At 70.2% G+C, this 25858-nt stretch carries 26 protein-coding genes and 1 tRNA gene; 20 read left to right on the top strand and 7 right to left on the bottom strand.

Annotation, left to right across the window (positions count from 1 at the left end):
* Positions 1-3 precede the first annotated feature (3 nt).
* Genes K2X73_RS09295 through K2X73_RS09275 form a run of 5 tightly spaced genes read left to right on the top strand, consistent with a single transcriptional unit; the run spans position 4 to position 6533 of the window.
* Positions 4-867, top strand: a complete 864-nt coding sequence (locus K2X73_RS09295; protein ID WP_294110171.1) for an XrtA system polysaccharide deacetylase — start codon at positions 4-6, stop codon at positions 865-867.
* On the top strand, positions 864-1931 hold the full coding sequence (locus K2X73_RS09290; RefSeq protein WP_294110169.1) for a FemAB family XrtA/PEP-CTERM system-associated protein: 1068 nt from the start codon (positions 864-866) through the stop codon (positions 1929-1931). Before K2X73_RS09295 ends, K2X73_RS09290 begins: the two co-directional genes overlap by 4 nt.
* Complete coding sequence (locus K2X73_RS09285; protein ID WP_294110168.1) at positions 1931-3133, top strand: TIGR03087 family PEP-CTERM/XrtA system glycosyltransferase; 1203 nt, start codon at positions 1931-1933, stop codon at positions 3131-3133. Before K2X73_RS09290 ends, K2X73_RS09285 begins: the two co-directional genes overlap by 1 nt.
* A complete protein-coding gene (gene xrtA, locus K2X73_RS09280; protein ID WP_294110167.1) occupies positions 3130-4647 on the top strand; it encodes an exosortase A in 1518 nt (505 codons plus the stop codon). The genes K2X73_RS09285 and xrtA overlap by 4 nt, the downstream gene beginning before the upstream one ends.
* Positions 4647-6533 (top strand): XrtA/PEP-CTERM system amidotransferase, encoded by a 1887-nt coding sequence (locus tag K2X73_RS09275; protein ID WP_294110166.1) that lies wholly within the window; start codon positions 4647-4649, stop codon positions 6531-6533. The genes xrtA and K2X73_RS09275 overlap by 1 nt, the downstream gene beginning before the upstream one ends.
* A gap of 31 nt (positions 6534-6564) precedes the next feature.
* On the opposite strand, the gene K2X73_RS09270 is transcribed toward K2X73_RS09275, so the two are convergent.
* The gene (locus K2X73_RS09270) at positions 6565-7032 is read right to left on the bottom strand and encodes an MAPEG family protein (protein ID WP_294110164.1); all 468 of its coding nucleotides are present in this window, start codon (positions 7030-7032) and stop codon (positions 6565-6567) included.
* A gap of 69 nt (positions 7033-7101) precedes the next feature.
* On the opposite strand from K2X73_RS09270, the gene K2X73_RS09265 reads away from it, so the two are divergent.
* A complete protein-coding gene (locus K2X73_RS09265; protein ID WP_294110162.1) occupies positions 7102-7368 on the top strand; it encodes a hypothetical protein in 267 nt (88 codons plus the stop codon).
* Positions 7369-7376: 8 nt separating this feature from the next.
* Here K2X73_RS09265 and K2X73_RS09260 read toward each other — a convergent pair whose 3' ends face one another.
* Complete coding sequence (locus K2X73_RS09260; protein ID WP_294110160.1) at positions 7377-7856, bottom strand: helix-turn-helix domain-containing protein; 480 nt, start codon at positions 7854-7856, stop codon at positions 7377-7379.
* A 62-nt stretch (positions 7857-7918) separates the two neighbouring features.
* Here K2X73_RS09260 and K2X73_RS09255 point away from each other — a divergent pair, with 62 nt between their 5' ends.
* Together K2X73_RS09255 and K2X73_RS09250 are read left to right on the top strand one after the other, a co-directional pair.
* Positions 7919-9022, top strand: coding sequence for a branched-chain amino acid aminotransferase (locus K2X73_RS09255; RefSeq protein WP_294110158.1), 1104 nt, complete (start codon positions 7919-7921; stop codon positions 9020-9022).
* A gap of 50 nt (positions 9023-9072) precedes the next feature.
* A tRNA-Gln gene (locus K2X73_RS09250) sits at positions 9073-9147 on the top strand.
* A 37-nt stretch (positions 9148-9184) separates the two neighbouring features.
* On the opposite strand, the gene moaB is transcribed toward K2X73_RS09250, so the two are convergent.
* From moaB to K2X73_RS09235, 3 genes are read right to left on the bottom strand one after another with little or no spacing between them, the layout of a single operon-like run.
* Entirely contained in the window at positions 9185-9712 is a 528-nt protein-coding gene (gene moaB / locus K2X73_RS09245; protein ID WP_294110157.1) for a molybdenum cofactor biosynthesis protein B, read from the bottom strand.
* Complete coding sequence (locus K2X73_RS09240) at positions 9702-11453, bottom strand: lytic transglycosylase domain-containing protein (protein ID WP_294110156.1); 1752 nt, start codon at positions 11451-11453, stop codon at positions 9702-9704. Before K2X73_RS09240 ends, moaB begins: the two co-directional genes overlap by 11 nt.
* A 20-nt stretch (positions 11454-11473) precedes the next feature.
* Positions 11474-12190 (bottom strand): uracil-DNA glycosylase family protein, encoded by a 717-nt coding sequence (locus tag K2X73_RS09235; protein WP_365980522.1) that lies wholly within the window; start codon positions 12188-12190, stop codon positions 11474-11476.
* Positions 12191-12325: 135 nt separating this feature from the next.
* On the opposite strand from K2X73_RS09235, the gene K2X73_RS09230 reads away from it, so the two are divergent.
* The 7 genes from K2X73_RS09230 to K2X73_RS09200 all read left to right on the top strand — a co-directional run bounded on the left by K2X73_RS09230 (position 12326) and on the right by K2X73_RS09200 (position 20201).
* Entirely contained in the window at positions 12326-13987 is a 1662-nt protein-coding gene (locus tag K2X73_RS09230) for an electron transfer flavoprotein-ubiquinone oxidoreductase (protein ID WP_294110152.1), read from the top strand.
* Positions 13962-15551: a tetratricopeptide repeat protein gene (locus K2X73_RS09225; protein WP_294110150.1), complete on the top strand. Its 1590-nt coding sequence runs from the start codon at positions 13962-13964 to the stop codon at positions 15549-15551. The genes K2X73_RS09230 and K2X73_RS09225 overlap by 26 nt, the downstream gene beginning before the upstream one ends.
* Positions 15548-16369: a 4-(cytidine 5'-diphospho)-2-C-methyl-D-erythritol kinase gene (locus tag K2X73_RS09220; protein WP_294110148.1), complete on the top strand. Its 822-nt coding sequence runs from the start codon at positions 15548-15550 to the stop codon at positions 16367-16369. The genes K2X73_RS09225 and K2X73_RS09220 overlap by 4 nt, the downstream gene beginning before the upstream one ends.
* A gap of 193 nt (positions 16370-16562) precedes the next feature.
* On the top strand, positions 16563-17285 hold the full coding sequence (locus K2X73_RS09215; RefSeq protein WP_294110352.1) for an N-formylglutamate amidohydrolase: 723 nt from the start codon (positions 16563-16565) through the stop codon (positions 17283-17285).
* A gap of 8 nt (positions 17286-17293) precedes the next feature.
* Complete coding sequence (locus K2X73_RS09210) at positions 17294-17674, top strand: hypothetical protein (RefSeq protein ID WP_294110146.1); 381 nt, start codon at positions 17294-17296, stop codon at positions 17672-17674.
* Positions 17671-19035, top strand: a complete 1365-nt coding sequence (locus tag K2X73_RS09205) for an NAD(P)H-hydrate dehydratase (protein ID WP_294110145.1) — start codon at positions 17671-17673, stop codon at positions 19033-19035. Before K2X73_RS09210 ends, K2X73_RS09205 begins: the two co-directional genes overlap by 4 nt.
* On the top strand, positions 19032-20201 hold the full coding sequence (locus K2X73_RS09200) for a class I SAM-dependent RNA methyltransferase (protein ID WP_294110144.1): 1170 nt from the start codon (positions 19032-19034) through the stop codon (positions 20199-20201). Before K2X73_RS09205 ends, K2X73_RS09200 begins: the two co-directional genes overlap by 4 nt.
* Before the next feature lie 7 nt (positions 20202-20208).
* On the opposite strand, the gene K2X73_RS09195 is transcribed toward K2X73_RS09200, so the two are convergent.
* Positions 20209-21219: a D-glycerate dehydrogenase gene (locus tag K2X73_RS09195; RefSeq protein ID WP_294110143.1), complete on the bottom strand. Its 1011-nt coding sequence runs from the start codon at positions 21217-21219 to the stop codon at positions 20209-20211.
* Between the two features lie 71 nt (positions 21220-21290).
* Here K2X73_RS09195 and K2X73_RS09190 point away from each other — a divergent pair, with 71 nt between their 5' ends.
* The 4 genes from K2X73_RS09190 to K2X73_RS09175 all read left to right on the top strand — a co-directional run bounded on the left by K2X73_RS09190 (position 21291) and on the right by K2X73_RS09175 (position 24349).
* Entirely contained in the window at positions 21291-21767 is a 477-nt protein-coding gene (locus tag K2X73_RS09190) for an SH3 domain-containing protein (RefSeq protein ID WP_294110141.1), read from the top strand.
* A gap of 77 nt (positions 21768-21844) precedes the next feature.
* The gene (locus tag K2X73_RS09185) at positions 21845-22522 is read left to right on the top strand and encodes a response regulator transcription factor (protein WP_294110138.1); all 678 of its coding nucleotides are present in this window, start codon (positions 21845-21847) and stop codon (positions 22520-22522) included.
* Positions 22515-23915 carry an ATP-binding protein gene (locus K2X73_RS09180; protein ID WP_294110136.1) on the top strand — a complete coding sequence of 467 codons (1401 nt, stop codon included), beginning with the start codon at positions 22515-22517 and terminating at the stop codon, positions 23913-23915. Before K2X73_RS09185 ends, K2X73_RS09180 begins: the two co-directional genes overlap by 8 nt.
* 23 nt (positions 23916-23938) lie before the next feature.
* Complete coding sequence (locus tag K2X73_RS09175; RefSeq protein ID WP_294110134.1) at positions 23939-24349, top strand: thioesterase family protein; 411 nt, start codon at positions 23939-23941, stop codon at positions 24347-24349.
* Between the two features lie 49 nt (positions 24350-24398).
* On the opposite strand, the gene K2X73_RS09170 is transcribed toward K2X73_RS09175, so the two are convergent.
* A complete protein-coding gene (locus K2X73_RS09170; protein ID WP_294110132.1) occupies positions 24399-25016 on the bottom strand; it encodes an ATP-dependent Clp protease proteolytic subunit in 618 nt (205 codons plus the stop codon).
* A 132-nt stretch (positions 25017-25148) separates the two neighbouring features.
* Here K2X73_RS09170 and clpP point away from each other — a divergent pair, with 132 nt between their 5' ends.
* Positions 25149-25775 (top strand): ATP-dependent Clp endopeptidase proteolytic subunit ClpP, encoded by a 627-nt coding sequence (gene clpP / locus K2X73_RS09165; RefSeq protein WP_294110130.1) that lies wholly within the window; start codon positions 25149-25151, stop codon positions 25773-25775.
* The last annotated feature ends 83 nt before the right edge of the window (positions 25776-25858 follow it).

The raw sequence follows: 25858 nt of genomic DNA, 5'->3' as shown, positions 1-25858 counted from the left end.
GCCATGCTGCACGCGCCGATCCGCCCGGTGCTGAACGCCATGTCGATCGATGTCGAGGACTGGTTCCAGGTCGGCGCGTTCGAAAAGGTGATCGACCGTGCCGATTGGGACAGCTTCGCCCCCCGGGTCGAGGCCAATACCCAGCGGGTGCTCGATCTGTTCGGGGAGGCGGGCGTCCATGCCACGTTCTTCACTCTCGGCTGGGTGGCCGAGCGCTTTCCCGCGCTGATGCGCCGGATCGTGGCGGAGGGGCACGAGCTGGCCAGCCATGGCTATGGCCATGCCCGCGTCCACGGCTTCACCCCCGATCAGTTCCGCGCCGACATCGCCCGGGCGCGCAAGGTGCTGGAGGATGCCGGCGGGATCGCGATCACCGCCTATCGCGCGCCCAATTTCTCGATCGACGCGCGCACCCCCTGGGCGCACCCGATCCTGGCCGAAGCGGGCTATGCCTATTCGTCGAGCGTCGCCCCGCTCGCGCATGATCATTATGGCTGGGCGACCGCGCCGCGCCGCGCCTATCGCCCGCTGCCCGACAGCCCGCTGATCGAACTGCCGATGACGGTGATGCGCGTCGCCGGGCGCGAGTTGACCTCGGGCGGGGGGTTCTTCCGGCTGCTGCCCAATGCGATCATGGACCGCGCGGTGCGCGCCGCCAACGCCGCCGGCCAGCCGATGCTATTCTATTTCCACCCCTGGGAAGTCGATCCCGGCCAGCCGCGCGTCGCCAATGCGCCGCTCCGATCGAAGCTGCGCCATTATCCCCGGCTCGGCGCGATGGCGGGCAAGCTCCGGCGGCTGCTCGCGGCGCATCCCTGGGGGCGGACCGACGCGGTGGTCGCGCAGGCGGCCGCCGCGCTGGCATGACGCTGCCGCTGCTCCGCCCGCCGCTCGCGCTGCGCGCGGCCGATCTCGCCGATCCGGGCGAGGCGCGGCGGATCGAGGGGTTCGTGCGCGCGCATCCTGACGCGACGCCCTTTCATCTGCCGGCGTGGAACCGGGCGGTCGCGCGGGGTTGCGGCCAATATGCCCATTGCCTGGTCGCCGAGCGCGCCAATGGCAGCCTGGCGGCGATACTCCCGTTGACGGAGGTGCGATCGCCATTGTTCGGCGCGGCGATGGTCTCGGCGGGGTTCGCGGTCGATGGCGGAATTTTGGCCGAGGAACCGGCGGCCATACCGCTGCTCGCCGACGCCGCGTGGCGGCTCGCCGAGCGCCATGCCTGCGCGAGCGTCGAGCTGCGCGGCGGCGCCCTGCCCGAGGGCGGCCACTGGCATCAGGAAAGCGGCAGCCATCTCGGCTTCGCCCGCCCGCTCGCCGCCGATGACGAGGCCGAGCTGCTGGCGATCCCGCGCAAGCACCGCGCCGAGGTGCGCAAGGGCCTCGCCAACGCGCTTGAAGTGCATGTCGGGCGTGAGGACGCGCTTGCCGACCATTACGCGGTCTATGCCGAAATGGTCCGCAACCTCGGCACCCCCGTGTTCCCCGCGCGCCTGTTCCGCGAAGTGCTGGCGGCGTGCGACGCCGACATCCTGACGATCACCCATCGCGGCCAGCCGGTGGCGAGCGTGCTGAGCCTGTATTTCAACGGCACCGTCTATCCCTATTGGGGCGGCGGCACGGCGGCGGCGCGGGCGCTGCGGGCCAATGAACGGCTCTATTTCGAGCTGATGGGCCATGCCCGGCGGCGGGGCTGCACCTGCTTTGATTTCGGGCGATCGAAGGTCGGCTCGGGACCTGCGGCCTATAAGAAGAATTGGGGGTTCGAGGGCGTGCCCTTGCGCTATGCCAAGCGCCACGCGCCCGGCCAGGCGCCGCGCGACGTGAACCCGATGAGCCCGCGCTACCAGGCGCGGATCGCGGCGTGGCGCCGGCTGCCGCTCTGGCTCACCCGGCTGATCGGGCCGCCCATCGCGCGGGGGCTCGGCTGATGGGCGAGATCCTGTTTCTCGCCCATCGTCATCCTTTTCCGCCCAACCGGGGCGACAAGATCCGCGGCTATCACATTCTCCGCCACCTCGCCCGGCGCCACCGCGTCCACCTGATCGCGTTCGCCGATGATCGCCGCGATCTGGACCAGGCGCGCGGCCCCGACGACGTGGCGGCGAGCGCCCAAATCTTCTGGCGGGGCAAGCCGCGCTGGCGGGCGGCGGCGGAGGCCTTGGCGTTGGGCCGGCCGGTGTCGCTCACCGCGTTCCACCAGCACGCGGTGGCGCGGGCGGTGCGGTCGCTGCTCGCGGACCGGCCGATCGAGCTGATCTACGTCTTTTCCGGCCAGATGGCGCAATATCTGCCGCCGACGCCGGCCCCGCGCGTGATCATGGATTTCGTCGACATGGATTCGGCGAAGTTCGATGCCTATGGCGCCGGCCACGGGGCGCAGGCGGCGATGATGCGGCGCGAGGGGCGGCTGCTGTTCGCCTTCGAGCGCGATGTCGCGGGCCGCGCCGAGGCGAGCCTGTTCGTGAGCGAGGCCGAGGCGGCGCTGTTCCGCGCGCGGGCGGGGGTGGGCCACGTCCACGCGGTCGAAAACGGCATCGACACCGATTTCTTCGATCCCGCCGCCACCTTTCCCACGGTCGATGGGCAGGGTCCGCTCGTCGTCTTCACCGGACAAATGGACTACCGCCCCAATATCGAGGCGGTGAGCTGGTTCGCCAGAGACGTCATGCCGCTGCTGCGCCATCGCCACCCCGATCTGCGCTTCGCGATCGTCGGCCGCGCACCGACCGAGGCGGTGCGCGCGCTGGAGCAGTTGCCGGGCGTGGTGGTGACCGGGGAGGTGGCGGATGTGCGCGGCTGGCTCGCCGCCGCCCAGGTCGCGGTCGCGCCGCTGAAGCTCGCGCGCGGGGTGCAGAACAAGGTGCTGGAGGCGATGGCGATGGCGCGGCCGGTGGTCGCCTCGCCCGCCGCCGCCGAGGGGATCGACCATAACGGGGCGCTGCGGGTGGCCGCCTCGCCCGCCGAGACGAGCGCGGCGATCGGCGCGCTGCTCGACAATCCGGGCGAGGCGGCGGCGCTGGGCAGCGCCGCCCGTGCGCGGGTGATCGCGCGCTATGGCTGGGACGCGCGGCTCGCCCCGCTCGACGCGCTGATCGACGCGCCGCGCCCCCAACAGCGGCACGCGGCGTGACGGTCGCGCTCGATCATCGCCGGTTGCATAGCGGGCAGGGGGCCTGGGCGCGCCACGGCGCGGCGCTCGCCGCGACCGCTTTCGCGCTGCTGCTGCTGTTCGCGCGCGATACCGCCGATCTCGCGCGGCTCTATTGGACGAGCACCACCTTCGGCCACTGCCTGTTCATCGCGCCGGTGATCGGCTGGCTGGTGTGGCTGCGCCGCGCCGAACTCGCCGAGCTGACGCCGATGGCCTGGGCGCCGGGGCTCGCGCTGGTCGCGCTCGGCGGGCTGGCGTGGCTGACGGGGGCAGCCGCCGGCGTCGCGCTCGCGCGGCATCTGGGGCTGGTGCTGATGCTGCAGGGGGCGGTGGTGACGTTGCTCGGCCCCGCGATCGCGCGCGGGCTGCTCTTCCCCTTGCTTTACGCCTTCTTTCTGGTGCCGTTCGGCGAGGGTCTGGAGCCGCCGCTGCAGGCGGTGACAGTCGCGATGACGCTGCCCTTGCTCCATCTGGCGGGGGTGCCGGCGCAGGTGGACGGGGTGCTGATCACCATCCCGAACGGCTATTTCGAAGTCGCCGAGGCGTGTTCGGGCGCCAAGTTCGTGCTGGCGATGGTCGCCTTCGCGGTGCTGGTCGCCAATGTCTGCTATCTGCGCTGGTCGCGGCGGCTCGCGTTCCTGGCGGTATCGCTGGTGGTGCCGGTGATCGCCAACGGCCTGCGCGCGTTCGGCACGATCTATGCGGCGCACCTCACCTCGGTGGAGGCGGCGACGGGGTTCGACCATATCGTTTATGGCTGGGTGTTCTTCGGGCTGGTGATGGCGGCGGTGCTGGCGATCGGCTGGCGCTGGTTCGATCGCGACCCCGATGGCGCCTGGATCGACCGCGCCGCCCTGCCCCGGATCGGCTGGGGCCGCACGACGCCGTGGCTCGCCGCCGCGCTCGCGCTGTTGATCGCGGCGAGCTTCGCCAGCTGGGCGCAGGCGATCGCGGCGCGGCGCGACGTGCTGCCGGTGCGCGTCGCGCTTCCCGCCGTGCCCGGCTGGCAGCGCGTGGCGATGAGCCGCACCGCCCCCTGGTCGCCCCATTATCCGGGCGCCGACCATTATCTGATCGGGCGCTACAGCGACGGGCGCGGCCATGACGTCGATCTCGCCATCGCCGTCTATGCGGCGCAGGCCGAGGGCGCCGAGCTGATCGGTTTCGGCATCGGCCCGCTCGCCGAGAATGACCGCTGGGTGAAGGTGGCGAGCGAAGCGCCGATCGCGGGCGGCGCGACGATCCGCATCACCGCGCCCGGCCCGGTCGAGCGGCTGGTGGCGAGCTGGTATCGGGTGGGCGGCACCCTCACCGCCAGTCCCGCGCGGGTGAAGCTTGCGACGCTCAAGGCGCGGCTGCTCGGCGGGCGGCAGGCGGCGGTCGCGCTACATTTGTCGGCGCAAGGGCCGCGCGCGCGCGATGGCATGGCGGCGTTCGCCCGCGCGCTCGGGCGGCTTGACGCCGTCGCCGATCGACTGACAGAAGCGCGCTGATGTGCGGCATAGCCGGGGTATTCCACCCCGATTTCCCCAAGCCTGTCGATCCCGCGCGGCTGCGCGCGATGGCCGATGCCCAGGCGCATCGCGGGCCTGACGGATCGGGGGTGTGGACCGCCCCGGGCATCGGCCTGGCGCATCGCCGGCTCGCGATCATCGATCTGGGCGGTGGCGCGCAGCCGATGCTGAGCGACGACGGTGCGCTGGTGGTGACGTTCAACGGCGAAATCTATAACTTCCAGGAGGTTCGCGCCGAACTGGCGGCGAAGGGCGCGGTGTTCCGCACCAACAGCGATACCGAAGTGCTGCTCCACGGCTGGGCCGCCTGGGGGCCGGCGATGCTCGATCGGCTCAACGGCATGTTCGCCTTCGCGCTCTATGACGATCGCGCGAAGAGCCTGTTTCTGGCGCGTGATCGCTTCGGGGTGAAGCCGCTCCATTATGCCACCCTGAGCGACGGATCGCTGATCTTCGCGTCGGAGCTGAAGGGGCTGCTCGCCCATCCGCTGCTACGCCGCGCGCCCGAGCTTTCCGCGATCGAGGATTTTCTGGCGTTCGGCTATGTGCCCGACGACACCTGCCTCGTCGCCGGCGTCAAGAAGCTGCCCGCCGGCCATTTCCTGCTGATCGAACGCGGCAAGCCCATCCCGGCGCCGCGGCAATGGTGGGATCTCGATTTCAGCCGCCGCACCCGCGCCAAGCCCGCCGCGATCGAGGAGCAACTGCTCGAACACATGCGCGCGGCGGTGCGGCTGCGGATGATCGCCGATGTGCCGCTCGGCGCGTTCCTGTCGGGCGGGGTCGATAGCTCGGGCGTGGTCGCGCTGATGGCGGAGGCGTCGCGCCGCGCGGTGAAGACCTGCACGATCGGCTTTGACCTGCCCGACCATGACGAGCGCAGCTACGCGACGCGCATCGCCGAACGCTTCGCGACCGAGCATCGCACCCGCCTGGTCAGCCCCGATGATTTCGCGCTGGTCGATACGCTGGTCGCGGCGTTCGACGAGCCCTTCGCCGATGCCTCCGCGCTCGCCACTTACCGGGTGTGCGAGCTGGCGCGCGAGCAGGTGACGGTCGCGCTCTCGGGCGACGGCGCCGACGAGGCGTTTGCCGGCTATCGCCGCTACCGCTTTCATGCCGCCGAGGAGCGGGTGCGGGGGCTGTTGCCGCAGGCGCTGCGCGCGCCCGTGTTCGGCCGGCTGGGGGCGCTTTATCCCAAGGCCGACTGGGCGCCGCGCCCGCTGCGCGCCAAGACCACCCTGCTCGGCCTCGCCGCCGAAGCGGGGGAGGCCTATGCCCGCGCGGTGGGGGTCACCCGGCCCGAGCTGCGCGCGCAGCTGTGGCGCGAGGGCGCGCGGCGCCAGCTGGGCGGCTACCGCGCCGAGGGGCGCTACGTGCAGGCGATGCGAAACGCCCCCGCCGACGAGCCGCTCGACGCGGCGCAATATGCCGACATCAAGCATTGGCTGCCCGGCGACATCCTGACCAAGATCGACCGCACCAGCATGGCGGTGAGCCTGGAAGCGCGCGAGCCGCTGCTCGATTACCGGCTGGTCGAGTTCGCCGCCACGCTCCCGGCGTCGCTGCGGCTGCGGGGCGGGCAGGGCAAATGGGTGATGAAGCACGCGCTGGAGCGCTATCTGCCGCGCGACATTCTCTATCGCCCGAAAATGGGGTTCGTGACGCCGGTGAGCGCCTGGTTTCGGGGTACGCTCGCCGATGAAGCGGCACTGCTCGCGCGCTCGCCGGTGCTCGGCAGCTGGTTCGAGCCGGCCGCGCTCGAACGCCTGGCGCAAGACCACCGCGCCGGCCGTGCCGACCATGGCCGGACGCTGTGGCAATTGCTGATGCTGGACAAGAGCGTGCGGCGGTTGTTCGGCTGAACGCTGCGTGCCAGCAATCGGGGAAGAGTGTCTAATTGCCCGGCCCGATCAGCGGATGCACATGGAGCAACCCCAGCCCCGCATGGATCGCGAGCGCGAACAGGCAAAGGCTCGCCAGCACGAAGATCGAGAAGCGCACGATCACCCGGTTGAAGGTCGCCTGCACCAGGCTGTGCGCCACCCGCAGCGCGACATAGGCCCAGGCGAGGCTGAGGTTGAAGCCATAGCCCAGCCCGATCAGCGCGAGCACGACGCAGGTCGCGTAGAACAAGGTCGGCTGCTCGTGCAGGTGATTGTAATTGTCCGAAATCCAGGTCGCCCGCCGCTCGCCGCCGGTGATCATGTCGTCACGCAGCGACGCGCCGGTGCTGCCGACGAGCGTGCGCCCGTCGATCCGCGCGCGCAGCATCGCCGGGATGCGCGTCGCGTACATCCACACCCACATCACCAGCGTCCAGCAGATCAGCGCCACCATCGGCGCCAGAATTGGGCTGTTCATGCTTGATCCCCCTAAAGCCTGTGGGCAGCATGGCGTCGCCCGCACGGGCAGGCAATGGGGGAGGGGATGATGTGGTTGATGCTCGCCAGCGCCGCGCTCGGCTGTCCGGGGCCGGTTGACCGGGTGGAGGTCGCGCGCGGCAACAGCGACCCGCCGGCGACACTGGTGCCCGACACGATCAGCGGCGATCGGCAGGTCTGGCGCCACTTGCGCGCGACCCGGCGGGATGACGCGGTGACACTCACTTGTGTCACGCGCCGCGGGCAGCAGCTGGTGCGGCTGCCGATGCGAGTCGATCGCTGCGAATGGCGCGGCAGGCGGGTGCGCTGCCGATAACAGCGCGGCTATTCCAGGCTCGCCAGCAACCGTTTCTGCTCGGGCGGCACCAGCTCCTCCAGCACCGCCCAGAAGCCGCCGACCGCGCCTTGGCCCGCCGCCGCATAAGCCGAGGCGAGCCGGGCGCGGATCAGCTCGAACAGTTCCGCCTCGAGCGCGCGGCCAGGCTCGGTCAGGCGCAGCCGCCGCTCGCGCCGATCGCGCGGCCCCGGCCGGCTCTCGACCAGCCCGCGCGCGACGAGCTCGTTCAGCACCCGCCCGAACGATTGCTTGGTCACCCCCAGCAGTCCGAGGAGGTGCGTGACGGTCGCGTCGGGCGCGCGGGCGATGAAGTAAAGCGCGCGGGAATGGGCGCGCCCCAGGCCAAGCTCGGCGAGCCGCGCGTCGCCGGCGCGCAGCAGCGCGGCATGGCCGAAAGCCAGCAGTTCGATCCCGCGCCGCAGCTCGGCCTCGCGCAGGAACAGGGCGGATGCGGCGGTGTGCGGCATGTTGCCGAGCATGGCGGCTTTGCCTAAGGGGTCAAGCGATTGTCGGCTGCTCGGGGTGTGAAATGCTTGATCCGCTCGCTCTTCCCTCCGGCTTCGCGAAGGTGCCGCACCCCGCGCCGACCGCGCCCGGCGTCCGCGCGGCGCTGCTCGAAAATCCCGGTTTCGGGCGCGTCTTCACCGATCACATGGTCACGATCCGCTATAGCGAGGCGGCGGGCTGGCACGATGCCCAGCTCTGCCCGCGCGCGCCGCTGACGGTCGATCCGGCGACGGCGGTGCTGCATTATGCGCAGGAAATCTTCGAAGGCATGAAGGCGTATCGCCTGCCGGACGGGGGCGCCGCGCTGTTCCGCCCCGATGCCAATGCCCGCCGCCTGAACGCCTCGGCCGAGCGCATGGCGATGGTGCCGCTGCCCGAGCAGCTGTTCCTCGACGCGGTGACCCTGCTCACCCGCGCCGAGCGCGACTGGATTCCGCCCCAGGCCGATGGCGCGCTCTATCTGCGCCCGTTCATCATCGCGAGCGAGGTGTTCCTGGGGGTGAAACCCGCGACCGAATATATTTTCGCGGTGATTGCCTCCTCGGTCGGCGCCTATTTCAAGGGCGATGCGCCGGCGGTCTCGCTGTGGGTGTCGACCGACTATACCCGCGCCGCGCCGGGCGGGACGGGCGCCGCCAAATGCGGGGGCAATTACGCCGCCAGCCTGATCGCCCAGGCCGAGGCGACGCGGCGCGGGCATGACCAGGTGCTGTTCCTCGACGCGGTCGAGCGCCGCTGGATCGAGGAACTGGGCGGCATGAACATTTTCTTCGTGTTCGAGGATGGCAGCCTGCTGACCCCGCCCTTGGGGGGGACGATCCTGCCCGGCATCACCCGCGATTCGCTGATTACCCTGGCGCGCGACCGAGGGCTGACGGTGCGCGAGGAACGCTACGGGATCGACCAGGCCCAGGCCGACGCCGCGAGCGGGCGGCTGATCGAGGCCTTCGCCTGCGGTACCGCGGCGGTGGTGACCGCGATCGGCAAGATGACGCTCGGCGATACCAGCTTCACCATCGGCACCGGCGCGCCGGGCCAGACGACCCAGGCGCTGCGCCAGGCGCTGGTCGATCTGCAATTCGGTCGGGCGCCCGACCCTTATGGCTGGCACGTTCGGATCGCGTGACGAAACCCCTTTTCAGCGCGCGTTTCGCCGCCTAAAGACCCGCGCTCTGCTGGGGCGTCGCCAAGCGGTAAGGCAACGGTTTTTGGTACCGTCATGCGGAGGTTCGAATCCTCCCGCCCCAGCCAAATTTAGGAATATTCAGATATTTACGCGGTGTAGCGCTCAGCGCTCCATCAGACGCGGCATCAGTTCCACGAAGTTGCAGGGCCGGTGCCGGCTGTCGAGCTGATCGCGCAGGATGCCGTCCCACCCGTCCTTCACCGCCCCGGTCGATCCCGGCAGCGCGAAGATATAGGTGCCGCGAGTAACGCACGCGCAGGCGCGCGATTGCACGGTCGAGGTGCCGATCGTCTGGAAGCTGAGCCAGCGGAACAGCTCGCCGAAGCCGGGGATCATCTTGTCGGCGACGCGCTCGATCGCCTCGGGGGTCACGTCGCGGCCGGTGACGCCGGTGCCGCCGGTGGTGATGACGCAATCGACTTGCGGGTCGTCGATCCAGTTATGCAGCCGCGCGACGATGCGATCGACCTCGTCCTTCTCGATCGCGCGATCGGCGAGGATGTGCCCTGCCGCGGTCAGCCGCGCGACAAGCGTGTCGCCCGAACGATCCTCGGCCGGCCCGCGCGTGTCCGACACGGTGAGTACGGCGATCCGTACCGGCAGGAAGGCCCGGCTTTCATCAATTGGCACTGGCGGTCTCGACCGCGCGACCGGCACGCGCGCGCTTGACGGCGCTCGCTCCCGGCAGGCCGGGGAAGCGTGGCCACAGCCCTTGCGCGAGCGCGGCACGGCTCGGCGACTTGGTCTTGCCGCCCTCGCGCTCATAGATCCAATAGTTGCGCAGCACCGTCACCACATAGCCGCGCGTCTCCCAGTACGGGATGCTCTCGATATAGAGCAGCGGGTCGCCGCCATCCTTCACCTGCGCGTTCCACGCTTCCACCGGGGAGGGGCCGGCGTTGTAGGCGGCGATCACCTTGGGCAGGAGCCCCTCGGTGCAGGGCTGGTCGCGCAGCAGCTCGAGATAGCTTTGGCCGATCTCGATGTTGGTCTGCGGGCGGGTGAGGGCGGCGCGATCGACCTTCATGCCCTTCGCGCGGGCGATGTCGGCGGCGGCGGCGGGGCGCAGTTGCATCAGGCCATAAGCGCCCGCCGGGCTGACGACGCTGGTGCGAAAGCTCGATTCCTGCAGCGTGTGGGCGAACACCAACGCCTTATCGACGCGCCAGCCGCCATCGGGGGTCCAGCTCGGCGCCGGGTAGCGCGCCTCGAGCGTCGGCTGCGCGCCGGCGGGGGCGTTGTGCGCCAGCCAATATTGCGTCGCCGGCCGATCGAGCGCGCCGGCGAGGCGGGTGAGCGGCTGATATTCGGCCGGGTCGCTCAGCTTCGCCTGGTGGCGCAGCACGGTATCGGCCAGGTCCTCCTCGCCGATTTCGAGCAGGGCGGCGGCGACGCGGATATTGGGCCGCCGTTCGAGCGCCTGCCAGTCGCTCGCGACGCGCTGTTCGCGCGCCCGCTCGGCCGGCACCGCGAGGCCAAGCGCCTGGCGCGCGAGCAGGCCATAAAAAGTTTCGTCATATTGCGCGGCGGAGCGCAATTTGGGCTCGATCCGCTCCGGGTGGCCCGCCGCCTGCTCGGCGCGCGCGCCCCAATAAAGGCCGGCGGCGCGCAGCTCGATGTCGCTCGCGCGGGTCGAGACGCGGCCGAACGCCTCGGCGGCGCCGGTCCAATCCTGGGTCCGCCACGCGGCGAGGCCGGTGGTCCAATCGCCTTGCACCGCCCAGTCGCCGGTGCCCGCCGCCGCCTTCGCCGCCATCGCGCGGGCGTTGGCGTCGTCGCCCGACAGGTAATAGATCCAGGCGACCTTCTGTTGCCATTCGGTGAGCGCTTCGGGGGTGAGGCCCTCGGTCGCCTCGAGCAGCGCCTGCGCTTCGGGGCCGCGATCCTCCTTGACGAAGGGCTGCATCTTGAGCGCGAGATCGGCCGCTACCTGATCGCTCGTCAGGCTCTTGGCGCGGCGGCGGATCGGCGCGCCCTTCTGCCAGGCGAGCGCGCGGACATAGGGCAGCTCGGGCAGCTCTTGCGCACCGCGCGCCTTGGCGAGCCGGGCAAGCGTTTCGGCCTCGGGGAGTTCGGGCGCCTCGGCGAGCAATTTGGTGAGATCGTCGAGCGATGCCTTCGGCGAACCCTTGCCGCTGAGAATCTCGGCGAGCGCGATCGAATGGAGCGGCCCCGGCTTCATGCTGGCGAGCGCGAGCCGCGCGTCGAGCCAGTTGCCGGCGCGGATCGCGGCGAACACGGTGCGATAGCCGGCGCGCTGCTCGTCATCGAGCTGCGCGGGGATGCCGTCGGGCTTGGCGGCGAGGGTCTGGACCGTGGGCGGCGGTGCTTCGGGCGCCGCCGCGAGCGCCGGGGCGGCGGTGCCCGCCATCAAGAATATCGCCCAAAGCTTCACGCCAGCCCCCTCATCAGCAATTGCAAGTCCCGCCACGCTTCCGCCTTGGCGGCGGGACGTTCGAGCAGGAAGCGCGGCGGATAAGAGGCGACCGCGCCTGCCTGTTCTTGTCCGACCTTATGGTTAAGTGGCTGTAAAGACCCACGCATCGGCGTGACATCCGCCCCAAGCAACGCACGGCTCGCCGCATTGCCCAGCAGCAGCAGTCGTTTCGGCCCTGCGAGCTGCACATGATGCCGCGCCAGCGCCGCCAGCCGCGCGGTGCTTTCGGCGGGCATCCGGCCGCCGAGCGGGCGGCACCAGCCGAGCGCGGCGAGATAGATCGTCGTGCGATCTAGGCCGATCGCCGCCAGCATCGCGTCGAACAATTTCCCCGCCGGACCGCCCAGCAGCGTGTCGGGCGCGTCGCGCTCGGGGCAGTCCACGAGCACCATCAGTCGCGCCGCCGGATCGCCCTCCGGCGCGATCCGCGCACCCGACCAGGACATTTCGGGCGCGGCGTCGCTCAACCGCCAGGCAATGAAGGCATCGAGCGTTTCGGGGAGTTTTACGTCGACCGGGGGCGGCGCGGGCGCGATCCGCGGCGCGGCGGTTGGCGCTGGTCGTTCGACCGCCAAACTTTCCGAGACCGGCGCCAGCCAATCGCGCGGCGCTTCGTCCACCAGCACGTCGACGCCCGCGTCACGCCACCAATTCAGCGCGCTTTTGGCCAATTCCCAATCTAATCGCTGGTCCGCCCCCATGGACCGCCTTAGACGAAGCCTTGACGGCGCGGTCAAGAATTGGGCACGCGGCCATGGACCAATAGTGGCGCCGCCGCGACGAGCGGGCGGCGCGGGGAGTGGGTGATGAGCGAACGCGAGTCGATGCCGTATGACGTGGTGATCGTGGGCGGCGGTCCGGCGGGACTTTCGGCGGCGATCCGGCTGAAGCAGGTGGCCGCCGAAACCGGCATCGAGCTTGCGGTATGCGTGCTGGAAAAGGGCTCCGAGATTGGCGCGCACATCCTGTCGGGCGCGGTGATCGATCCGCGCTCGCTCGACGAGTTGCTGCCCGAATGGCGCACCAGCGGCTGCCCGCTGGCGGAAACCCCGGTCACCGAGAATCATCACTGGTGGCTCACCAAGCGCGGCAAGCGCGAGATTCCGCATTTCCTGATGCCGGGCTTCCTGCAGAACAAGGGCACGTACACGGGCAGCCTGGGCAATCTCTGCCGCTGGCTCGCCGAGCAGGCCGAAGCGCTGGGGGTGGAGATTTTCCCCGGCTTCGCCGCCGCCGAGGTGCTGTTCAACGAGGACGGATCGGTGAAGGGCGTCGCGACCGGCGACATGGGTGTCGCCCGTGACGGCACGCACAAGCCCGATTATCAGCCGGGGCTCGAACTCCACGCCAAATACACCTTCTTCGCCGAAGGGGTGCGCGGCCATCTCTCCAAGCAGTTGCAGCGCCAATTCTCCTTGCGGGAGAATTGCGACCCGCAGGTCTATGGCATCGGCATCAAGGAATTGTGGGATATCGACCCGGCCAAGCATGTGCCGGGCCGCGTCATCCACAGCTCGGGCTGGCCGCTGAGCGAGACCACCGGCTCGAACGGTGGTGGCTTCCTCTATCACCAGGCCAATGGGCAGGTCGCGCTGGGGTTCGTCACCTGGCTTGGCTACACCAATCCGCACCTCTCGCCCTTCCACGAGATGCAGCGCTGGAAGACGCACCCGGCGATCGCGGAAATCCTGCAGGGCGGGAAGCGCGTTTCCTATGGCGCGCGCGCGATCAGCGACGGCGGCTGGCAATCGGTGCCCAAGCTGGCCTTCCCCGGCGGGGTGCTGATTGGCTGTTCGGCCGGCTTCCTGAACGTGCCGCGGATCAAGGGCACGCATACGGCGATGAAATCGGGGATGCTCGCCGCCGAGGCCGCGGTGGCCGCGATCGCCAGCCAGCGCCAGCACGACGAGCTGCGCGCCTATCCAGAGGCGTACCAAGCGAGCTGGATCGAAAAGGAGCTGCGCATCGTCCGCAATGTCGTGCCGCTGATGAAGCGGTTCGGCGACTTCTGGGGCGCGGGACTCGCGCTCGCGACGATGTGGCTCGAAAATCTGGGCGTCCGGGTGCCGTTCACCCTCCACCACCACCCCGATCATGAAGGGTTGTGGCGCAAGGATCTGGTGAAGCCACCCGTCTATCCCAAGCCCGACGGCGTGCTGAGCTTCGATCGCCTCTCCTCGGTGTTCCTGTCGAACACCAATCATGAGGAGGATCAGCCGGTTCACCTGACGCTGCACGACCCGAGCGTGCCGGTGCGCGTCAACCTGCCGCAATATGACGAGCCGGCGCAGCGTTACTGCCCGGCGGGGGTTTACGAGGTGGTGGGCGCGGAAGCGGGTGAGCCGCGCTTCGTGATCAACGCGCAGAACTGCGTCCACTGCAAGACGTGCGACATCAAGGACCCCAGCCAGAACATCAACTGGGTGGTGCCGGAGGGCGGCGGTGGCCCCAATTATCCGAACATGTAGTGCCGCCCTGGCGCTGCTCGCGACGCCCGCCGTCGCGGCGACGCCGGCGGACCTGAGCGCCTATGTCCGCGCGCGCGCCGCCGACGCCGGCGGCGCGTCGGCGGTCGCGGCGGCGGGCTATGCCGAGGCGCTGGCGGCGGCGCCCGATGACGCGGTGGTCGCGATCCGCGCCTATCGCGCGGCGCTTCGCGTCGGCGATCTGGCGCTCGCCCGCCGCGCGCGGCTGGTGCTGGAAGCGCATGACGTGGCCCCCGCCGACGCCGCCCTGTTCGCGATCGCAGAAGCGGCGGCGCGCGGTGACAAGCCGGGCGCGATCACCGCGATCCGCCGGTTGAGCGGTGGCGCGCTCGCTTTCCTGGGGCCGCCGCTCACCGCCTGGGCCGCCTTTCCCGAGGCGAGCCCGGCGCTGACGACGCTCGCGGCCGACACGCTCGATCGCCGCTATGGGCTCGATGCCGGGGCGCTGATCGCGCTCGCGCGCGGGCAGACGGCGGCGGGGCTCGCGGTGTTGCGGGCGCAACTCGGGGACGGCAGCGGCGCGCTCGATCTGCGGCTGGCGGCGGCGCGGCTGCTCGTCGCGCGGGGCGATCGCGCGGCGGCGCTTGGTTTGCTCGCGGGCGATACGCCGGCACTGGTCGCCGCGCGCGCGGCGATCGACCAGCCGGTGCGCCCCGGCCTGGCGTTCGGCCTCGCCCGCGCGCTTGGGCGGCTGGCCGAGGATTTGGAGAGCGCGCAGGCGGGCACGCTGGGCATCGCCGCGGCGCGCGCGCTGCTGATCCTCGAGCCGGACAATGACCGCGCCCGGTTGCTGCTCGCGCAGGCACTGGGGGCGGAGAACGAGCCCGAACGCGCGCTCGCGGCGCTCGATCGGGTAGCGGCGAATGGTCCCTATGCGGCGCTCGCGGCGAGCGCGCGGGTCGATCTGTTGTCGGCGGCGGGCCGCCAGGCGGCCGCGCTCGCCGCCGCGCGTCGGCTGGCGTCGATGCCGGGGGCGGGGAGCGGGGAGGCGCAGCGCTTGGGCGACCTGCTCGCCGCCGCGGGCCAGGATGGCGAGGCCGCCGCTGCTTATGGCGAGGCGATCGCCCGCGCGGGGGCCGAGGCAAGCTGGACGCTCTATCTCCAACAGGGCGGCGCGCTCGATCGCGCGGGGCGCTGGGCGGAGGCCGAACCGCTGCTCGCCCGCGCGGTACAGCTCGCCCCCGATCAGCCGATCGCGCTCAACTACCTCGCTTATGCCCGGCTGGAACATGGCGGCGATGTCGGCGCGGCACGCGTGCTGCTCGAACGCGCCGCGCGGCTGAAGCCTGATGATGCGTCGATCCAGGATTCGCTCGCCTGGGCCTATTATCTGGGGGGCGATGCGGCGCGCGCGCTGCCGCTGCTCGAACGCGCGGCGATCGGCGAGCCGAGCAACGGCACGATCAGCGAGCATCTGGGCGATGTCTATTGGCAACTCGGCCGCCGGTTCGAGGCGCGCTATGCCTGGACCGCGGCGGCGCAATTGGCATCGAGCGATGACGCGGCGCGGATCGCGGCGAAGCTGGAGCAAGGCCCGGCGCGATGATCACCGAGATCGCGCCCGCCAAGCTCAACCTGGCGCTGCACGTGCGCGCGCGGCGGCCGGACGGCTATCACGAGCTGGAGACGCTGTTCGCCTTTTGCCGCGATGGCGATGTGGTGACGCTGGCGCCCGCCGAGGCCGATAGCTTCACGCTCACCGGCCCCTATGGCGAGGCGCTGGAGGGCGACGACAATCTCGTCACCCGCGCGCGCGACGCGTTTCGCGGGGCATTCGGCGCGCCGGCGTGCGCGATCACACTCGACAAGCGGTTGCCGATCGCGAGTGGCATCGGCGGCGGCTCGGCGGACGCGGCGGCGACGCTGCGCGCGCTCGCCCGCTGGCGGGGCGTGGCGCCGGACACGCCCGAGCTGTTCGCGATCGCCGAACGGCTCGGCGCCGATGTGCCGGCCTGCCTGCTGGGGCAAAGCGCGATCGGCACCGGCAAGGGCGAGAAGCTGGTGCCCGTGCCGGGGCTCGGCGGCGTCCCGGCGCTGCTGATCAATCCCGGCGTCGCGGTATCGACCGCTGCGGTGTTCAAGGCCTGGGATGGCGTCGATCGCGGCCCTCTAGGGAGCGGTGACCTGCTCGCGGTGGCGCGCGCCGGGCGCAACGATCTCGAACCGCCCGCGCGCGCGCTGGCGCCGGTGATCGATGCGGTGCTCGCCCGGCTCGCGGGGCCAGGCGTGCTGCTCGCGCGCATGTCCGGCTCGGGCGCGACCTGCTTCGCGCTGTTCGAAAGCGACACCGCCCGCGCCGCGACCGCCGCGCGCGTGCGGGCCGAACGGCCCGGCTGGTGGTGTCTCGAAACGGCACTCGCGTGACAGTTCGCCGTACCATCCCGGGGCAGAAGCGGTTGAGAATCGGCACGATCCACGGCAATTCGCGCTTGGCACGGCTGTTGCTCAGCCACTGCGTGGGCGGGTCCGCATTGCGCGCGTTCGCCGGTGATCCCCTTCCCCCGGGCGTCACCAGGGCAGAGGGGCGGTGACAGGCTCACCGCCCTTCGCCGTCGCCATGCCGCCGCGCGTGATCGCCGGCGCCGGGCTGATCCTGCTGTTGTGCGACCATGCCTCGAATGATCCACAAGGCGTGGCGCTCGGCATCGATCCCGCGCTGTTCGCCAAGCATATCGCTTACGACATCGGCACCGCCGCGCTGACCGAGGCGCTGGCGGCGCGGCTGGGGAGCCCGGCGCTGCTGGCGCAAGTCTCGCGGCTGGTGATCGACCTCAACCGTCAGGTCGATCATCCCGGGCTCATCCCGCTGGCGAGCGACGGCCATGCCATCCCCGGGAACGGCGGCGCCGACCGATGGTCGCGGATCGCCGCCTTCCACGCGCCCTATCACGCCGCGATCGCCGCCCAGATCGCGTGCCAACGGCCACGGTTGATCGCCGCGATCCACAGCTTCACCCCCGCGCTGGAGACGGGCGGGGCGCCGCGCCCCTGGCCGATCGGCATCCTCTACAATCGCGATGCCCGGGCGGCGCGCGCCGCCATCGCCTTGCTTCAGGCGCAAGGGCATCTGGTGGGCGATAACGAGCCCTATTCGGGGCGGTTGCTGAACGCGACGCTCAATCGGCATGGCGAGGGGCAGGGGATCGCCAGCTTGTCGATCGAGCTGCGCAACAGCGAGATCGGCACGGATGAAGGTGTTTCGGCCTGGGCCGATCGTCTCGCCCCGGTGCTGCGCGCGGTGTTGCAGGCGGTGGCGCCGGACGCGGTGGGCGCGCTATAGCCGCCGCCATGCGTATCCTGCTCCTGCTCCTGCCGCTCGCCGCCTGTGGCGAAGCCAAGACCGATCCCGCCAAGCTCGCATCCGCCGAGGCGCAACAGGCGCGCGCCGCCGAGGAGAATGGCCGGATCGTCTGCGCCCGCGCCGGATCGAACGACTTCGCCCGTGCCTGCACGCTCGATCGCGTCGCGGGGCCGGACGGGCTGGTGCTGACGGTGTCGCACCCCGATGGCGGGTTCCACCGCCTGCTCGTCACCAAGGATGGGCGCGGCGTGGTCGCCGCCGATGGCGCCGAGCGCGCGGTGGTGCGCGTGGTCGGCCCGCGGGAGATCGAGGTGCGCCTGGGCGGCGACCGCTACCGCCTGCCGGCGACGGTGAAGCCGGGGGCATGACGCCGCTCGCCGGGCGGCCGATCCTCACCGCCGCCGAGATGCGCGCGGCGGAAAGCACGGCGATCGATGCGGGGACGAGCGTCGAGACGCTGATGGCGCGCGCGGGGGAGGCCGTCGGCGCATGGGTCCGCCGGTTGAGCGGTGCCGAGGTGCTGATCCTGTGTGGCTCCGGCAATAATGGCGGCGACGGCTATGTCGCCGCGCGCTGGCTGGCCGAGCGCGGGCAGCGCGTGCGCGTCGGGGCGAGCGCGCCGCCCAGGACCGCCGCCGCTCAAGCCGCGCGCGCGGCGTGGGGCGGGCCGGTCGAGCCGATCGAAGCTGTCGCGCCGGCGCCGGTGCTGGTCGATGCGCTGTTCGGCACGGGGCTGACGCGCGGGCTCGACCCGGCACTCGCCGCGCGGCTCGCCGAGCTGGCGGCGGCCGCGAGTTACCGGATCGCGGTCGACCTGCCGAGCGGGGTGGCGAGCGACGACGGCACCCTGCTGTCGCCGCTGCCGCGCTTCGAGCTGACGCTGGCGCTGGGCGCGTTGAAGCCCGCGCATCTGCTCCAGCCAGCGGCGGACAAGTGCGGCGCGGTGCGGCTGGTCCCGATCGGGGTCGACGCGACGAGCGAGGCGCATGTCCTCGCGCCGCCAGCGCCCGTCCGGCTTGGCCCCACCGACCATAAATATACGCGCGGGCTGGTCGCGATCATCGCCGGCGCGATGCCGGGCGCGGCGCGGCTCGCGGGCGAGGCGGCCTTGCGGGGCGGGGCGGGCTATGCGCTGCTGCTGGGCGGCGAGGGCGGCCCGGCGGCGCTGGTGGCGCGACCTTATGCGCCTGAGGCGTTGGCGGATCGGCGGATCGGCGTGCTGGTCGTCGGCCCCGGCCTCGGGCGCGACGATCGCGCCAGGGCCAAGCTCGCCGATGCGCTCGCCAGCCCGCATCGCTTGTTGCTCGATGGCGATGCGCTGCATCTGGTGGCGCCCGAGCGGCTCGCGGGGCGTACGTCGCCGGTGATCCTCACCCCGCACCAGGGGGAGTTCGCGGCGATGTTTGGCGATATGCCCGGCAGCAAGCTCGACCGTGCGCGCGCGGCGGCCCGGCGCGTGGGGGCGGTGGTGGTGTTGAAGGGCGCCGACACCGTGATCGCCGCGCCCGATGGCCGCGCGGCGCTGACCGAAACCGGCGTGCCGTGGCTCGCGACGGCGGGGACGGGCGATGTGCTCGCCGGCGCCATCGCCGCGGCGCTCGCACACGGCGGCGATTCCTTCGCGGCGGCGCAAGCCGGGGTGTGGCGTCATGCCGCCGCCGCGCGACTGCTTGGTCCGGGCATGATCGCCGACGATCTGGCGCGCGCGCTGAGCGAGGTGGGGCCATGAGCCGGATCGTCCGCGTCGCCGCGCGGGGCGAGGGGGTGAGCGAGGATGGCCGTTTCGCGCCGCTCGCCGCGCCGGGGGATTGGCTCGCGGCCGACGGCACGCTCACGCCCGGGCCGCATCGGGCGACGCCGCCGTGCCGCCACTTTCCCGACTGCGGTGGCTGCCAGCTCCAGCATCTCGATGACGCGAGTTACGCCGACTTCATCGCCGATCGCGTGACGAGCGCGCTCGCCGCGCAGGGACTGGCGGCGCCGATCCGCGCGCCGCTGCTCTCGCCGCCACGCACGCGCCGCCGCGCGAGCCTGCATTATGAGCGCGGCCGGCTGGGGTTCAGCATGGCGGGCAGCCATCAGCTGGTCGATGTCACCGAATGTCATATCCTCGCGCCCGAGCTGTTCGCGCTGATCGCGCCGCTGCGGCGGCTGCTCGGCCGGCTCGCGCCCAAGCGCCGCGCCGAGGTACGGCTGACGCTCGTCGACCAGGGGGTGGATGTGTTGCTGGTGGGGGTCGAGGCCGAGGGGCTCGCCGCCGCCGAAGCGCTCACCAACTTCGCCGAGACCCAGCGACTCGCGCGGCTCGGCCTCGATAGCGGGCTCGGCCCCGAGACGCGCTGGGAACCGCGGCCGGTGACGATTACCCTCGGCGCGGTGCCTGTTTCCCTGCCGCACGCCGCGTTTCTCCAGGCGACGCCCGAGGGTGAGGCGGCGCTGGTGGCCGCGGTGCGCGAGGCGGTGGGGGCGGCACCCGCGATCGCCGATCTGTTCGCCGGGCTCGGAACCTTCGCGCTGGCGCTCGAGGCGCGTGTCTATGCGGCCGAAGCCGCGCGCGACGCGGTGTTCGCGCTGAAAGCGGCGGCGGCGCGCGCGCAGCGTCCGGTGTTCGCCGAGCACCGCGACCTGTACCGCCGGCCCCTGCAACCCGCCGAGCTCGATCGCTTCGCCGCGATCGTCCTCGATCCACCCCGCGCCGGCGCGCGCGATCAGGCGGAGACGATCGCCCGGTCAGCGGTGCCGGTGATCGCTTATGTCTCGTGCAATCCCAGCAGCTTCGCGCGTGATGCTAAGGTGCTGAGCGAAGGCGGCTACACGCTTGATTGGGTCCAGCCGGTCGGCCAGTTCCGCTGGTCGACGCATATCGAGCTGGTCGGGCGGCTGAGCCGGGGCTAGCGCCGGCTCACACCCAGCCTTCGAGCACCATGTCGGGCGGGCGGTGACCATCGGCCCAGACGCGGATGTTGCGGATCACCTTCTCGCCGCTCGCGATCCGCCCCTCATAGGTCGCGGAGCCCATATGCGGCGTCATCACGACATTGGGCAAAGCGAGCAGGCGCGGATCGATCGCCGGCTCGTGCTTCCACACATCGAGCCCGGCGCCCGCCAGTCGCCCGCTTTCGAGCGCGTCGATCAGCGCATCCTCGTCGACGATCCCGCCGCGCGAGGTGTTGATGACATAGACATGCGGCTGCAGCAGCGCGATCCGCTCGGCGCTCAGCAAATTCTCGCTGTCGGGATTGCGCGGGGTGTGGATCGTCAAGATGTCGATCGCGCCCAGCATCTCATCCAGATGCGGGTGCCATTCGGCGCACAGCTCGGCCTCCAGCACCTTGGGCAGGCGGTGGCGGTTGTGATAATGGATCGCCAGGCCAAAGGCGCGCGCGCGCCGCGCCACCGCCTGGCCGATGCGCCCCATGCCGATGATGCCGAGCGCCTTGCCGCCGATGCGGTGGCCGAGCATCGCCCCCGGGCTCCAGCCGTTCCACTGGCCCGAACGCACGAGCTTCTCGCCTTCGGCCAGGCGCCGCGGCACGCCGATGATCAGCGCCATCGCCATGTCGGCGGTATCCTCGGTCAACACGCCGGGGGTGTTGGTGACGATGATCCCGCGCCGGCGGCAGGCGCTGAGGTCGATATGGTTCACCCCCGCGCCGAAATTGGCGATCAGCCCGAGCCGGTCGCCGGCCTGCTCGATCAGCCCCGCGTCGATCTCGTCGGTCACCGTCGGCACCAGCACGTCGCAGTCGCGCATCGCCTGGGCGAGCTGATCGCGGGTGAAGGCGATGTCGGCGCGGTTGAGCGAGACGTCGAACAGCTCCGCCATCCGGTCCATCGTCACGTTCGCCAGATCGCGCGTCACAATCACCCTGGGATTGGGCACCTTGGCCAGCGGGCGTCTCAAATCGGGCATGGGTTTCAGGCTTGGCGAGCGGCGGGCTTTGCGTCAACGGTGTTTGCGGACAGATGGTAAAGGATCGGACCATGCGTCGCCTGATGCTTGTGCTTGCCGCCACGGGGCTCGTCGCGGCCCCCGCGGCCGAGGCGCAGAAGCGCGCCTACCCCTATTTCGCGTCGATCCGCGCGACCAAGGCGCGGATGCGCAAGGGACCGGGACGCAACTATCCGGCGAGCTGGCTTTACGTCCGCCCCGATCTGCCGGTGCGCGTGCTCGATAGCTATAAGGAGTGGCGCAAGGTCGAAGACCCCGGCGGCACCACCGGCTGGATGCAGGGCAATTTGCTGTCGGACGATCGCACCGCGATCGTGCTGGGCAGCGAGGCGCCGCTCCATGCGACGCCCGATCCGGGCGCGAAGCTGCTCTACCGCGCGGCGCCGGGCGTCGTGGGCCGGCTAAGCAAGTGCGCGCGCGGCTGGTGCCTGTTCGACGTGCATGGCCGGGTTGGCTATGTCGAGGCCAATCGGCTTTGGGGCGTGGAGCCGCAGGAAGCGGTTCCCTGAGCCCGCCGGAAGCGAATGTTCATCTACATTGGGAAGAAAAATCGCGACTTCGGCAAGGCTTGCGTTACCAAAACAGCATGAAAATACTCCTTGCTGAAGACGATGAAGTCACCGCCCGGCTGGTAGAACAGGGGCTGGTTGATCTGGGCCACCAAGTCACCCGCGCGGCGACGGGCGACGATGCGCTGAAGACTGGCGGGACGGACAGTTTCGACGTCGTCGTGCTCGATCGGATGCTGCCCGGGATTGATGGCGTCGAAGTGCTCACCCGCTGGCGCGCGGCGGGGATTTCGACGCCGGTGCTGATGCTCACCGCGCTTGGCGGAATCATGGACCGCGTCTCAGGGTTGGAGGCGGGGGCCGATGATTATCTCGTCAAACCCTTTGCTTTTCCAGAGCTTACCGCACGGCTCTCGGCGCTTATGCGCCGGCCCCCGATCAGCGACTCGCAAACCCGGCTCGCGGTCGCCGGCATCGAGATGGACCTGATCAAGCGCGAGGTCCGGCGCGAGGGGCGGGAGATCCACCTCCAGCCGCGCGAATTCTCGCTGCTCGAACAGTTGATGCGCCATGCGGGCAAGGTCGTCACCCGCACGATGTTCCTGGAACTCGTCTGGGGTTTCCACTTCGATCCACAGACCAACATCGTCGAAAGCCATTTGAGTCGGCTGCGTTCGAAGCTGAACGAAGGCTTCGACAACGATCCGATCCAGACGCTGCGCGGCGTGGGCTATCGTATGCGCGCGGATGACTAGGCTCCTCGCGAGCGCCGCCTATCGTATTGCCTTTGTTTACGCCGCGATCTTCGCCTTGACGATCGCGGCGCTCGGCGTCGCGGTCTATTTCGCGGCGGATCGCCAGATCGGCCATCAGCAGGACGAAACGCTCCGGCTCGAAGCCGCCGAGTTGATCGTCGAACACGATGGTGGCGACTTGGCTGAACTCGCCGCGACGATCGACGCGCGGGCGCGCGCCGGGGGCACCAACACCTTCATCTACGGCCTCTACGGGCCTGACGGCCGACCGCGCGCCGGCACGCTCACGATGATGCCGCTCCCCGCCAGGGGCTTTCATTGGGTGACGCTCTCGACCGGCCCCACCCGCTTGCTCGTCGAACCCTTGCGGCGCGGCAACCGGCTGGTGGTCGCGGTTGATGGCGATGCGCTGGGTGCGGTCGAACGGATCATCCTGGAGTTGACGCTCGCGGCGATGGGGATCGCGATCATCGTCGGCGTGGTCGGCGCGATCCTGTTGGGCGGCTATCTGCGGGAGCGGCTCGAAACCGTGGGCGAGACCGCCGAGGCGATCGCGCGCGGTAATTTCGAGCGGCGCGTGCCCGTCTCGCCCCGCGGCGACGAGTTCGATCGGCTGGGCATGGCGCTCAACGCGATGCTCGATCGGATCGTGCAGCTGCTCGAGAACCTTCGCCAGGTGTCGAGCGACGTCGCCCACGATCTGCGCACGCCGCTCGCCCGGCTGCGCGGCGAGGTGGAGCTCGCGCTCGGCACCGGCGAAGCGGCGGGCGATCCCGAGGTTCAGCGCGCCGCGCTCGAACGCGCGCTGAAGCAGAGCGACGATCTGTTGAAGCTGTTCGCGGCGATCCTGCGCATTTCCGAAGTCGAGGGCGGCGCGCTGCGGCGTGGTTTCACGCTGGTCGATGTCAGCCGTCTGGTCGAGGATCTGCACGAGGCCTATGTGCCGGCGGTAACCGACGGCGGCCGATCGATCACGGCCGACATCGCGCCTCATCTGGCGGTGCGCGGGGACCGGGAACTGATCGCCCAGGGGCTTATCAACCTGCTCGATAACGCCCAGCGCCACACGCCGATTGGCACCCATATCTTCCTGGCGGCGCGCGGCGCCGGACCCGACGCGGTGGAGGTGGTGGTGGCCGATAATGGCCCGGGTGTCCCCGAAAAGGATCGCGCGCGGGTCGTCCGCCGCTTCGTCCGGCTCGATCCCAGCCGTGGGGAAGGGGGCCACGGACTGGGGCTGAACCTGGTCGTGGCGATCGCCGCGGCGCATCATGGCCAGTTGATCATCGGCGATAACGCGCCCGGGCTGCGGGCGACGCTGCTGCTCAAGGGCCGGCAGGGCGGTGATGACGAAGCACGCGAAAAAAATTCGGCGGTCGCGTCGCCAAGTTAATCCTTGCGCGTTAGGCTGAGGCTATGTCCACCCCCGCGCCCCATGCCTACCGGATCGAGATCGACCCCCACGACATTGATTTCATGGGGCATGTGAACAATGCCAGCTATTTGAAATGGGTGCAGGAAGCGGTGCTATCCCACTGGCGCCAGCTCGCGCCGACCGAGGCGATCGCGCAGCATCTGTGGGTCGCGCTGAAGCACGAGATCACCTATCGCAAGCCCGCTTTCCTGCAGGACGATGTCGTCGCGACCGTGCTGCTGGAAAAGGTCCACGGCGCGCGTGCCTTCTATCAGACGATCATCAAGCGCGGCGAGGAGGTGCTCGCCGAAGTCCGGTCGAGCTGGTGCTGTGTCGACGCGGCGACGCTCCGCCCCGCGCGGCTCGCCGAAAGCGTGATCGAGCGCTTCTTCGGGCGAAGCGACCCGCGCTGAACGACACCCGCCGCCCCTCGGGGTCGGCGGGCGCGTTGGCCGTGACCGTTTAGAACTTGATCTCGGAAATGCTGCTGATCACGGTGCCGAGGATACCGTATTCCTTGGCCTCGTCGGTGGTCATCCAATAATCGCGCTCGATATCTTCGCGCACGCGCTCGACCGGCTGGCCGGTCTTCTCCGAAATCACCCGCGCCAGACGCTCGCGCATCTTGACGATTTCCTTCGCCTGGATCGCGATATCGGTCGCGCGACCACCGGCGCCGCCCGAGGGCTGGTGGATCAGGAAGCGGGTGTTGGGCAGGCAGAAACGCCGTTCCTTGGCGGCGCCCAGGAAGATGTGCGTGCCCGCGCTCGCCACCCAGCCGGTGCCGATCACCGCGACGGGGCTGGCGATGAACTCGATCAGATCGTGTATCGTGTCCCCCGATTCGACATGGCCCCCGGGCGAGTTCACGAAGATCTTGATCGGATCGTGGCTGATATGATCGAGGTAGAGCAATTGCGCCGACACGCGCTGGGCGAGGCGCTGGTCGATGCCGCCGAAGATCAGCACCGTGCGCGCTTCCAGGAACTTGGCCATCAGCACGCCATTGCCGCCTTCGGCACGCTCCTCCTGCTCGTCTTCGTCGTCGAGGCGGAAGGGCGGGAAAGCGCGATCGAACATGGAGTTTCCTTCTTGGCGGTTTTCGCCGCCTGAGGTAGCCCCGCCCCATCGCCCGCGCAAGGGAGCCTCCCGGGGGCTTGCGCGCTCGCCGCGAGCACCAGATATAGGCTTGGCTGACAACAAGGACATCACATGCATCCGCTTCACGACTCGCTGGTTCCCATCGTTATCGAACAATCGAACCGCGGCGAGCGCAGCTTCGACATCTATTCGCGGCTGCTGCGCGAACGGATCGTGTTCGTGACCGGGGTGGTCGAGGATCACATGGCCTCGCTCATCACCGCGCAGCTGCTGTTCCTGGAGAGCGAGAACCCCAAGCGCGACATCTTCATGTACATCAACTCGCCCGGTGGGGTGGTGACCGCCGGCATGGCGATCCATGACACGATGCAGTATATCCGCCCGCGCGTCGGCACCGTCTGCATCGGCCAGGCGGCCTCGATGGGCAGCTTCCTGCTGGCGAGCGGCGAGCCGGGGATGCGCGTCGCGCTCACCAACTCGCGGATTATGATGCACCAGCCCTCGGGCGGGGCGCAGGGCCAGGCGAGCGATATCGAGATCCAGGCCAAGGAAATTCTGCGCATCCGGCACCGGATGAACGAACTTTACGCAAAATATACCGGGCAGCCGCTTGATGTCATTGAAACCGCGATGGAGCGCGACAAGTTTCTTGCGGCGGACGAGGCCAAGGCATTTGGGTTGATCGATGAAGTGTTCGACAAGCGGCCGGTGCCGGCGGACGAGGCAGCGGCTGCCTGAAGGGGCTAGCGCATAAACCGGATTTTGGTGATTGTCCGATTGAAGCGGGGCAGGCTATGCTAGCTGCCTCTTGGCCGCGCCGT

The organism is Sphingomonas sp. (assembly GCF_019746665.1).
Classification (GTDB): Bacteria; Pseudomonadota; Alphaproteobacteria; order Sphingomonadales; family Sphingomonadaceae; genus Sphingomonas.
This window is presented reverse-complemented; position numbering and strand designations above follow the sequence as displayed.